The 12,382-nt window shown below is 73.8% G+C and carries 1 protein-coding gene; it reads right to left on the bottom strand.

What is annotated here, in order from left to right:
- Positions 1-12,329 (bottom strand): SDR family NAD(P)-dependent oxidoreductase (locus AB0O40_RS17595; protein WP_365041776.1); only part of this gene is annotated, 12,329 nt, incomplete at its 3' end.
- Positions 12,330-12,382: the final 53 nt, after the last annotated feature.

Below are 12,382 nucleotides of genomic sequence, written 5' to 3'. Positions count from 1 at the left end.
GCCAGCTCACCCACCGAGTGCCCGATCAGCACATCGGCGGTGATCCCCAGCGACTCGACCAGCCGGAACAGCGCCACCTCGACCGCGAACAACGCGGCCTGGGTGTACTCCGTACGGTCCAGCAGCGCGGCCTCGGCCGAACCCTCCGCCGCGAACAGCAGCTCCTTCAGCGACCGGCCGAGCGGGCCGTCCAGGTGCGCGCACACCGCATCGAGGGCGTCGCGGAACACCGGGTATGTGGCTGCAAGTTCGGCACCCATGGCAGGACGCTGCGCGCCCTGCCCGGTGAAGAGGAAACCGGTCTTCCCGGTCACCGGCGCCCGGCTCGGGGCCGGTCCGGCGATCAGACCGTCCAGGGCCGTCAACAGCCCCGCGCGGTCCGCCGCCACCACGGCGGCCCGCCGGTCGAACTGGGCCCGTGAGGCCACCGCCGAGTACGCCACGTCGAGGACGTCCAGCTCAGGCCGCTCGGCGAGGTGCGTCCGCAGTCGGGCCGCCTGCTCCGCCAGCGCCTCCGGGGTCTTGGCCGAGAGCACCACCGGCACCGGACCGGTCGCCGTCGCGGGCGCCGGTGCCTCCGTCTCCGGGGCCTCCTCCAGGATCAGGTGGGCGTTGGTCCCGCTCACACCGAAGGACGACACACCCGCGCGACGGGTCCGTCCGGTCGAGGCGGGCCAGGCCACGGCCTCGGTCAGCAGCTCGACCTCGCCGGCCGACCAGTCGATGTGCGGCGAGGGCGCGTCCACGTTCAACGTCTGCGGCAGCACGCCGTGCTGCATGGCCTTGACCATCTTGATCACACCCGCCACACCTGCGGCGGCCGAGGTGTGACCGATGTTGGACTTGACCGAACCGAGCCGCAGCGGGCCGTGCTCCCGCTCCTGGCCGTAGGTCGCCAGGAGGGCCTGGGCCTCGATCGGGTCACCCAGCCGGGTGCCCGTGCCATGGCCGTCGACGGCGTCGACGTCCGCGGGGCTCAGTCCGGCGTTCGCCAGCGCCTGGCGGATGACCCGCTCCTGCGAGGGGCCGTTCGGAGCCGTCAGACCGTTGCTCGCGCCGTCCTGGTTGACCGCGCTGCCGCGGACCAGGCCGAGGATCCGGTGGCCGTTGCGCCGGGCGTCCGAAAGGCGCTCCAGGACGACGAGTCCCAGGCCGTCGGAGAAGCCGGTGCCGTCCGCGGCGGCCGCGTACGACTTGCACCGGCCGTCCTCCGCCAGACCGCGCTGCCGGCTGAACTCCACCAGGAGGGTGGGGCCGGCCATGACGGTGACGCCGCCGACGAGGGCGAGGGAGCACTCGCCGGAGCGCAGGGCCTGCGAGGCCAGGTGCATCGCGACGAGGGAGGAGGAGCAGGCTGTGTCCACGGACACCGCCGGACCCTCCAGCCCGAGGGTGTAGGCCACCCGGCCGGAGACCACGCTGGTCGTCCCGCCGGTGAGGCGGAAGCCCTCCAGCTCGGGAAGGGCGCCGGCCGGGGTGGCCGCGTAGTCGGACGGGCCGACACCGCAGAAGACGCCCGTGTCACTGCCGCGCAGCTCGGCCGGGTCGAACCCGGCGTCCTCCAGCGCCTCCCACGAGGCCTCCAGCAGCAGCCGCTGCTGCGGGTCCATGGCCAGCGCCTCGCGCGGGCTGATGCCGAAGAAGCCGGCGTCGAAGTCCGTGGCGCCCTGCAGGAAGCCGCCGCCCCGGGCGTACACGGTGCCGAGGTGATCCGGGTCCGGGTGGTACAGCCGCTCCAGGTCCCAGCCCCGGTCGGTCGGCAGGCCCGAGATGCCGTCCCGGCCTTCCGCCACCAACTGCCACAGGTCCTCGGGGGACTTGACCCCGCCGGGGTAGCGGCAGGCCATGCCGACGATCGCCAACGGCTCATCGGTACGAGCGCTCGTGCGCCGGGCCCGGACGGGAGCCGCAGCAGCCTCCACGCCGCCCACTTCAGCCAGCAGGAACCGCGCCACGGCAGAGGCCGACGGGTGGTCGAAGACCAGGGTCGAGGGCAGCCGCACCCCCGAGGCCTGCGTCAGCCGGTTCCGCAGCTCCACCGCACCCAACGAGTCGAAACCCAACTCCTTGAACGCACGATCCGCATCCACCGCAGCCGCCGACGCATGCCCCAGCACCGCCGCCACCTGCGACCGCACCAACTCCAGCACCACCGACTCACGCTCACCCACCGCAACGGCCGCAAGCTGACGCGCCAGCGAACCACCCGCACCAGAGCGACGAACCGGCACCCGCACCAGACCACGGAACAACGCCGGCAACACACCAGCACGCGCCTGCTCCCGCAACACACCCAGATCCAGGAGCACCGGCGCCACCAACGCCACACCCGAACCCACCGCACGATCGAACAACCCCAGACCCAACTCGGTGGGAAGCGCGGAGGTGCCCATCCGTTCCAGGCGGGCGATCTCCGCCTCGTCCAACGTGCCCGACATGCCTGCCGTGTTGGCCCACAGGCCCCAGGCGAGGGAGGTCGCGGGCAGACCCGCGGCCCGCCGGGTCGCCGCCAGGGCGTCCAGGAAGGCGTTCGCCGCAGCGTAGTTGCCCTGACCCGGGCCGCCGATCAACGCCGAGACGGAGGAGAAGAGCACGAACGCCGACAGGTCCATGCCCGCGGTCAGCTCGTGCAGGTGCAGTGCGGCGTCCAGCTTCGGCCGCAACACCCGCTCCACCTGCTCGGCGGTGAGCGAGGCGACCACACCGTCGTCGAGCACACCGGCCGCATGCACGACCGCCGACAGCGGACGGTCCAACGAGCCGATCAGCGCTCCGAGTTGATCGCGGTCCGAGACATCGCACGCGGCCACCCGGACCCGGGCGCCCAGCGCCTCCAGCCCCGCGACCAGCTCCCCCGCACCCTCCGCCGCCGGGCCCCGACGACTCACCAGCAGCATGTCTCGCGCCCCGTGTTCCCGGACGAAATGACCCGCGAACTCGGCACCCAGACCACCGGTACCACCCGTGATCAGGACGATGCCGTCCCGGCCCATCGCGGGTACGTCGGCGGCGGCCGAACCGGCCGCCTTCAGCAGCCGCGGCGCGTACAGCCGCCCGCCACGGACCGCGAGCTGCGGTTCGTCGGCCGCGAGCACCTGCCCCCAGTCGGGCAGGGCGCCGCCCTCGGCATCCGCCTCGCCGTCGAGGTCCACGAGGAGGAACCGGCCCGGGTTCTCGGTCTGGGCACTCCGTACCAGGCCCCAGACCGGAGCCTGGACCAGATCGGGGGCCCCGTCCCCGACGGCGACCGCGTTCCTCGTCACGACGGCCAGCGGCACACCGGACAGCCGGTCCTCCGCCAGCCACCGCTGGAGCAGTCGCAGCGTGTGCAGGGTGACGGTGTGCGCCGGGGCGGCCCCGTCCCCTTCCGGCGTCTCGATCACGGCGACCGCGGCGTCCGGCAGTGCGGCGCCGTCGGCGAGCGCCGCCAACACCGTGTCGTCGAGGAGGGCGATGCGCGGCGCCACGGCGGTTGACCCGCCGGCCGTGATCTCGCTCCAGCCGAGGCGGAACAGGGCGTCGCCCCGCTCCCCCCGCGTGTCGGCGAGCTGCGTACGGTCGACCGTACGGAAGGCCAACTTGGCGACGCTGACGACGGGTTCGCCCTGTTCGGTGAGGACGTCGACCCGGAGCGCGGAGTCTCCGGCGGAGCCGATCCGGACCCGGACCCGGGCCAGCCCGCCCGCGCCGAAGCTCACGCCGGACCAGGAGAACGGCAGCCGCGCCGAGCCGTCGCCCAGGTCGAGCCAGTCGAGGCCGCCGTGGAGCGAGGCGTCGAAGAGCGCCGGGTGGATGCCGAAGCCCTTGGCCGTGGCGGCCTCGTCCTCGGGCAGGGCCACCTCGGCGAAGACCTCGTCACCGTCCCGCCAGGCGGCCTGGAGGCCCTGGAATACGGGGCCGTAGTCGAAGCCGATCTCGGCGAGCCGCGCGTACAGCACGTCTGCGGCGATCGGCTCGGCGTCCACGGGCGGCCAGGCCGCGGGCACCCAGCGCGCCCCCGCGGGCGCCTCGGCCGCCGCGGCGAGCGTGCCGCGGGCGTGGCAGGTCGCCTCCCGCCGGCCGTGGTCGGGGCCGGAGTAGACCGCGACCGGGCGGCGGCCCTCCTCGTCGGGAGCGCCGACGGTCACCTGGATCCGGACGGCCGTGTCCTCGTCCAGGATCAGCGGCGCCTCCAGGACCAGCTCGTCCAGCAGCGGGCTGCCGACCTCGCGGCCGGCCGCACCGGCCAGCTCGACCAGCGCGGTGCCCGGGACGACGATCAGGCCGAGGACCCCGTGGTCCTGCGTCCAGGGGGCGGACTCCTGGGAGAGCCGGCCGGTGAACAGCCACTCGTCCTGGTCGCCGACCCGCACGCCGGCGACCAGGACGGGGTGGTCGACCGGACCGAGGCCGGCCGCGGCCGGGTCCCCGGAGCCGGCGACCGGGGTCAGCCAGTACCGCTCGCGCTGGAAGGCGTACGTGGGCAGCTCGACGCGACGCGCACCGGTGCCCTCGTAGAACGCGGTCCAGTCGACCGGGGCACCGGCCGTGTGGATCTGGCCGAGGAAGCCCGCGAAGGCCTCCACCTCGGAGGTACGGGCCCGCAGGACCGGCACGAAGACGGCGTCGTCGGTGTCCACGGTCTGCTGCGCCAGCGCGGTCAGCACCGCGTCCGGGCCCAACTCCAGGAACCGGGTCACGCCCTCGCCGGCGAGGGTCCGGATGCCGTCGGCGAACCGGACCGCCTCCCGGACGTGCGAGACCCAGTACGCGGGGTCCGTCAGCTCCTGCGACACGAGCCCGCCGGTCAGGTTCGAGACGACCGGGATCCGGGGCTCGTGGAAGGTCAGGCCCTCCGCGACCGCCCGGAACTCCGCCAGCATCGGCTCCATGAGCGGCGAGTGGAAGGCATGGCTGACCCGCAGGCGGGTCGTCTTGCGACCCTGCTCCTGCCAGAGCGGCAACCACTCATCGATCGCAGCCAGTTCACCGGAGACCACCAGCGAGGTCGGCCCGTTGACCGCCGCCACCGACAGCCGGCCCTCGAAGCCGGTGAGGGAATCGACGACCTCGGACTCCGTCGCCTGGACGGCGACCATTCCGCCACCCGCGGGCAGGGCGCCCATCAGGCGGCCCCGCGCGGCCACCAGCGCACACGCGTCCTCGAGCGAGAGCACACCCGCCACATGGGCACTGGCCAGCTCGCCCACCGAGTGCCCGATCAGCACGTCCGCCGTGATGCCCAGCGACTCCAGCAGCCGGAACAGCGCCACCTCGACCGCGAACAACGCAGCCTGTGTGAACTCCGTACGGTCCAACAGCCCGGCCTCGGCCGAACCCTCCGCCGCGAACAACAACTCCTTCAGCGACCGGCCGAGCGGCCCGTCCAGGTGCGCGCACGCCGCATCCAGCGCGTCACCGAACACCAGGTAGGCGGCGGCCAGTTCGGCGCCCATACCGGGCCGCTGCGCGCCCTGCCCCGTGAACAGGAAGGCCGTCTTGCCGGCCACCGGCCCCCGGCCCGCAGCCGGCTCGGCGATCAGCCCTTCCAGGGCCGCCAGCAGACCGTCGCGGTCCGCCGCCACCACGGCCGCCCGCCGGTCGAACTGTGCCCGCGAGGCCACCGCCGAGTACGCCACGTCCAGAACGTCCAGCTCGGGGCGGGAGGCCAGGTGGGCCCGCAGCCGCTCGGCCTGCGCGGTGAGGGCTCCGGGCGTCTTGGCCGAGAGGAGGACCGGGAGCGCCGTCGGGCGGCGGTGGGCCGCCCCCTCGTCGGTGGCCGGCTGCTCCGGAGCCGCCTCGACGATCACGTGTGCGTTGGTGCCGCTCACCCCGAAGGAGGAGACGCCGGCCCGGCGCGGGCGGCCGTCCGTGGCGGGCCAGTCGACCGCCTGGGTCAGCAGCTCCACCTCGCCGGCCGACCAGTCGATGTAGGGGGACGGCTCGTCCACGTTCAGCGTCTGGGGCAGCACGCCGTGCTGCATCGCCTTGACCATCTTGATGATGCCCGCCACGCCCGCGGCGGCGGAGGTGTGGCCGATGTTGGACTTGATCGAGCCCAGCAGCAGCGGGCCGTTCACCCGCTCCTGGCCGTACGTCGCCAGGAGCGCCTGGGCCTCGATCGGGTCACCCAGCCGGGTACCCGTGCCATGGCCCTCCACCGCGTCCACATCCGCGGGCACGAGACCGGCGTTGGCCAGAGCGGCACGGATCACCCGCTCCTGCGACGGACCGTTGGGCGAGGTGAGGCCGTTGCTGGCACCGTCCTGGTTCACCGCGCTTCCACGGATCACACCCAGGACCCGGTGACCGTTGCGCTGCGCGTCCGACAACCGCTCCACCACCAACAGCCCGAGACCGTCGGAGAATCCGGTGCCGTCCGCGGCCGCCGCGTACGACTTGCAGCGACCGTCCTCCGCCAGACCCCGCTGGCGGCTGAACTCCTGAAGGAGGAAGGGGCCGGCCAGCACGGTCACACCGCCGACCAGGGCCAGCGAGCACTCACCCGAGCGCAGGGCCTGCGAGGCCAGGTGCAGGGCGACCAGCGAGGAGGAGCACGCCGTGTCCACGGAGACGGCCGGGCCCTCCAGCCCCAGGCTGTAGGCGATGCGGCCGGAGACCACGCTCGTGGTGCCGCCGGTGAGGCGGAAGCCCTCCAGCTCCGGGGGCGTCGAGGAGCCGTAGTCGGAGGTCACCACGCCGGTGAACACACCGGTGTCGGTGCCGTGCAGCGAGGTCGGGTCCATGCCCGCGTCCTCCAGCGCCTCCCAGGCCGCCTCCAGCAGCAGTCGCTGCTGGGGGTCGGTGGCCAGGGCCTCGCGGGGGCTGATCCCGAAGAAGCCGGCGTCGAAGTCGCCCGCGCCGGCGAGGAATCCGCCGCCCCGTGTGGTCACCGTCCCGGCGTGGTCGGGGTCGGGGTGGTACAGCCGCTCCAGGTCCCAGCCGCGGTCGGCAGGCAGACCCGAGATCGCATCCCGGCCTTCGGCGACCAACTGCCAGAGCTCGTCAGGCGAGTTGACTCCCCCGGGGTAGCGGCAGGCCATGCCGACGATCGCCAACGGCTCATCGGTACGAGCGCTCGTGCGCCGGGTACGCACCGGAGCGGCGGCGGCCTCCACGCCGCCCACTTCAGCCAGCAGGAACCGCGCCACGGCGGAGGCAGACGGGTGGTCGAAGACCAGGGTCGAGGGCAGCCGCACCCCCGAGGCCTGCGTCAGCCGGTTCCGCAGCTCCACCGCACCCAACGAGTCGAAACCCAACTCCTTGAACGCACGATCCGCATCCACCGCAGCCGCCGACGCATGCCCCAGCACCGCCGCCACCTGCGACCGCACCAACTCCAACACCACCGACTCACGCTCACCCACCGCAACGGCCGCAAGCTGCCGCGCCAGCGAACCACCCGCACCAGAGCGACGAACCGGCACCCGCACCAGACCACGGAACAACGCCGGCAACACACCAGCACGCGCCTGCTCCCGCAACACACCCAGATCCAGGAGCACCGGCGCCACCAACGCCACACCCGAACCCACCGCACGATCGAACAACCCCAGACCCAACTCGGTCGGGAGGGCTCCGACGCCCTGCCGGGCCAGCCGGGCCAGCTCCGTCTCGTCCAGGGCGGCGGTCATCCCGGTCGCGTTCCCCCACAGGCCCCAGGCCAGGGAGGTCGCGGGCAGTCCGGCGGCCCGGCGCGAGGCGGCCAGGGCGTCCAGGAAGGCGTTCGCCGCAGCGTAGTTGCCCTGACCCGGGCCACCGATCAGTGCGGACACCGAGGAGAAGAGCACGAACGCGGCGAGCTCCGTATCCGCGGTCAGTTCGTGCAGGTGCATCGCCGCATCCAGCTTCGGCCGCAACACCCGCTCCACCTGCTCGGCGGTGAGCGAGTCGATCACACCGTCGTCGAGGACGCCGGCCGCATGCACGACCGCCGACAGCGGGCCGTCCAACGTCGCCACCAGGTGGCTCAGTTGGGTCCGGTCGGCCACGTCACACGCGACCACCCGCACCTCGGCGCCGGCCGTCTCCAGGTCCGCGACCAGCTCGGGCGCACCCTCGGCAGCGATGCCGCTGCGGCTGACCAGCAGCAGGCTGCCGGCCTGTCCGGACTCCACCAGATGGCGGGCGACCAGGGCTCCGAGGCCACCGGTGCCGCCGGTGATCAGGACCGTGCCCTCCAGACGGGCCGGGCGCTCCTGCGTACCCTCCGCCCGGACCAGTCGGGGCGCCAGCAGACGCCCCTCACGTACCGCGAGCTGCGGCTCGTCGCCCGAGAGGAGGGCGTTCCAGTCGGGCTCGGCGGAGCCGGTGCCCAGGTCGGCGAGGACGAAGCGCCCCGGGTGCTCGGACTGGGCGCTGCGCACCAGACCCCACACGGGCGCGACGGCCAGGTCCGGGGCCTCGTCGCCGACGGCCACGGCCCCCCGGGTCGCGAGCACGAGCCGGGTCTGCGCCGGGAGGTCTGCGGCCAGCCACTGCTGGAGGAGCGTGAGCGTGTGCAGGGTGAGGGCGTGGGCCGCTTCGGCGACGGGGCCGGCCGGGGCCTCGATCAGGGCGACCACCGCGTCGGGGGCCGGCGCGCCGGCGTCCAGGGCACGGGTGAGCGCGGTCAGGTCGATGGGGCCGTCCGGATGCCCCAGCACCTCGACGGTGAGGGGCGCGGGGCCCTGCTCCGGGGTGACCGGGGCCCAGTCCAGCCGGAACAGCGCGTCACGGCCGTCCCGTTGGGCGCCGGCGAGTTGCTGTTCGGTGACGGGGCGGACCGCGATGGAGCTGACGGAGACGACCGCGGCGCCCGTTTCGTCCACCGCGTCGAGACGCAGCGCGGACTCACCGCCGGCGGAGGCCCGTACCCGCAGCCGGGTGGCGCCGCGGCTGCCGAGCCGTGCGCCGGACCAGCTGAACGGCATCTTCCGCTCGCCGTCCGCGCCGTCGAGGAGCAGCACCGCGGCGCCGCTCTGCAGCGCGGCGTCGAAGAGGGCAGGGTGCAGCCCGAAGCCGGCGGTGGCGGCGCCGTCGGGCAGCTCGACCTCCGCGTAGACGTCGGATCCGTCGCGCCACAGGGCGCGCAGGCCCTGGAAGACCGGGCCGTAGTCGTAGCCGATCTCGGTGAGGCGGGCGTACGCCTCCTCGACGGACACCGGCTCCGCGTCGGCCGGGGGCCAGTGCGCGGCCCAGTGCGCGGCGGGTCCGGTGCCCCCGGCCGGCTCGGCGGCGAGGGTGCCCCGGGCGTGGCAGACCGCCTCGGGGGCCGGCTCGGCGCCGCCCTCCGGGCGGGAGTAGATCGCGAGGGAGCGGCGACCGTCGTCGTCGGGCTCGCCGACGGTGACCTGCACCTGCACCGGGCGGCCCTCGACCAGGATCAGCGGGGCCTCCAGCACCAGCTCCTCGACCACGGGCGCGCCCGTCCGGCGGCCTGCTTCCAGGGCCAGCTCGATGTGGGAGGTACCGGGCACCACCATGGTGCCGAGCAGGACGTGCTCGGCGGTCCAGGGGTGGGACTCGGTGGACAGCCGGCCGGTGAACAGCCACTCGTCCCGGTCCCCGATCCGCACCTCGGCCGCGAGGACGGGGTGGCCCACCCTGCCGAGCCCGGCGGCGGCCGGGTCTCCCGTACCGGAGCCCGGCGCGAGCCAGTACCGCTCCCGCTGGAAGGCGTACGTGGGCAGCTCGACGCAGCGGGCACCGGTACCGGCGTAGAACGCGGTCCAGTCGACGGCGATACCCGCGACGTGCGCCTGCCCCAGGAAGGCGGCGAAGGCCTCCGGCTCCGGCGTACGGGCCCGCAGGACCGGCACGAAGACGGCGTCCTCGGTGTCCACGGTCTGCTGGGCCAGCGCGGTCAGCACCGCGTCCGGACCCAGCTCCACGAACCGGGTCACACCCTCGCCGGCCAGCGTCCGCACACCGTCCGCGAACCGGACCGCCTCCCGGACGTGCGAGACCCAGTACGCGGGGTCCGTCAGCTCCCGGGTCACCAGGCCGCCGGTCACGTTCGAGACGACCGGAATCCGGGGCTCGTGGAAGGTCAGACCCTCCGCGACCGCCCGGAACTCCGCCAGCATCGGCTCCATCAACGGCGAGTGGAAGGCATGACTGACCCGCAGCCGGGTCGTCTTCCGCCCCTGCTCCTGCCAGAACGGCAACCACTCATCGATCGCGGCCAGTTCACCGGAGACCACCAACGAGGTCGGTCCGTTGACCGCGGCCACCGACAGCCGGCCCTCGAACCCGGCCAGGGACGCCAGGACCTCGTCCTCGGTCGCCTGCACCGCGACCATCCCACCGCCGACGGGCAGTGCACCCATCAGCCGCCCCCGGGCCGCCACCAACCGGCACGCGTCCTCAAGGGACAACACACCCGCCGCATGGGCACTGGCCAGCTCGCCGACCGAGTGCCCGATCAGCACATCAGCCGTCACACCCAGCGACTCCACCAGCCGGTACAGCGCCACCTCGACCGCGAACAACGCAGCCTGCGTGAACTCCGTACGGTCCAACAGCGCGGCTTCCGCGGAACCCTCCGCCGCGAACAACAACTCCTTCAACGACCGGCCCAACAGCCCGTCGAGCACAGCACAGACCGCATCCAGAGACTCCGCGAACACCGGGTAGGAGGCCGCCAGTTCGGCACCCATCCCAGGCCGCTGCGCACCCTGCCCCGTGAACAGGAAGGCGGTCTTGCCCACCACCGGCCCCCGGCCCGCGGTCCGCTCGGCGATCAGCCCCTCCAGGGCCGCCAGCAGCCCGTCGCGGTCCGCGGCCACCACCGCCGCCCGCCGCTCGAACTGCGCCCGCGACACCACCGCCGAGTACGCCACGTCCAGCACAGCCAGCTCGGGCCGCTCGGCAAGGTGCGCCCGCAGCCGCTCGGCCTGCGCGACCAGCGCCTCCGGGCTCTTGCCGGAGAGGACCACGGGCACCGGGCCCGTGGCGGGGGTCGTCGCCGGGGCCTCGGGGGTTTCGGCGGCCGGGGCCTCCTCCAGGATCAGGTGGGCGTTGGTCCCGCTGATGCCGAAGGAGGACACGCCCGCCCGGCGCGGGCGGCCGTCCGCGGCGGGCCACTGCACCGCCCGGGTCAGCAGCTCGACCTCACCGGCCGACCAGTCGATGTGCGGCGAGGGCGCATCCACGTTCAGCGTCTGCGGCAGCACACCGTGCTGCATCGCCTTCACCATCTTGATCACACCCGCCACACCGGCCGCAGCCGAGGTGTGACCGATGTTGGACTTGATCGACCCCAGCCGCAGCGGGCCGTTCACCCGCTCCTGGCCGTACGTCGCCAACAGCGCCTGCGCCTCGATCGGATCACCCAGCCGGGTACCCGTGCCATGCCCCTCCACCGCGTCCACATCCGCGGGCGACAGACCGGCATTGGCCAGTGCGGCACGGATCACCCGCTCCTGCGACGGACCGTTCGGGGCGGTCAGGCCGTTGCTCGCACCGTCCTGGTTGATGGCGCTGCCCTTGATGACGGCGAGTACCCGGTGGCCGTTGCGGCGGGCTTCGGAGAGCCGTTCCAGGACGACCAGGCCGACGCCGTCGGAGAAGCCGGTGCCGTCGGCGCCGGCCGCGTACGGCTTGCAGCGGCCGTCCTCGGCCAAGCCCCGCTGGCGGCTGAACTCCTGGAGGAGGAAGGGGCCGGCCAGCACGGTCACGCCACCGACCAGGGCCAGCGAGCACTCACCCGAGCGCAGGGCCTGGGCGGCCATGTGCATGGCGACGAGGGAGGAGGAGCAAGCGGTGTCGACGGTGACGGCGGGGCCCTCGAAGCCGAAGGTGTAGGCGACGCGGCCGGACACCACGCTGGAAGCGGTGCCGGCCAGCCGGAAGCCCTCCAGCTCGGGCTGATCGGTGCTGCCGTAGTCGGACATGACGGCGCCCGCGAAGACACCGGTGTCGCTGCCGCGGAGCGCCGCCGGGTCGAGGCCCGCGTCCTCAAGGGCCTCCCAGGAGGCCTCCAGCAGGAGGCGCTGGATGGGGTCGATGGCCAGGGCCTCGCGGGGGCTGATGCCGAAGAACCCGGCGTCGAAGTCGCCGACGCGGTCGACGAAGCCGCCGCCGCGGGCGTAGACGGTGCCGGACCGCTCCGGGTCGGCGTCGTAGAGGCGTTCCAGGTCCCAGCCGCGGTCGGTGGGCAGGCCGACGATGCCGTCCCGGCCGTCGGCGACCAGGCGCCACAGGTCCTCGGGCGAGCCGACCCCGCCGGCGTAGCGGCAGCTCATGCCGACGATGGCGATCGGTTCGCTGGCCTGGGCGAGTAGCCGGCGGTTCTGCTGGCGAAGCCGCTCGGCCTCCTTCAGTGAGGTGCGCAGGGCCTCGACGAGCTCGTTCTGCTGGGCGGACATCTTTGTGGTTCCCCCGTTCGGCCGCGGTGCGGCGGCCGTGTTCTCAGCTGTGT

The sequence above is a fragment of the Streptomyces sp. NPDC089919 genome, assembly GCF_040684615.1.
Lineage (GTDB): Bacteria > Actinomycetota > Actinomycetes > Streptomycetales > Streptomycetaceae > Streptomyces.
This window is presented reverse-complemented; position numbering and strand designations above follow the sequence as displayed.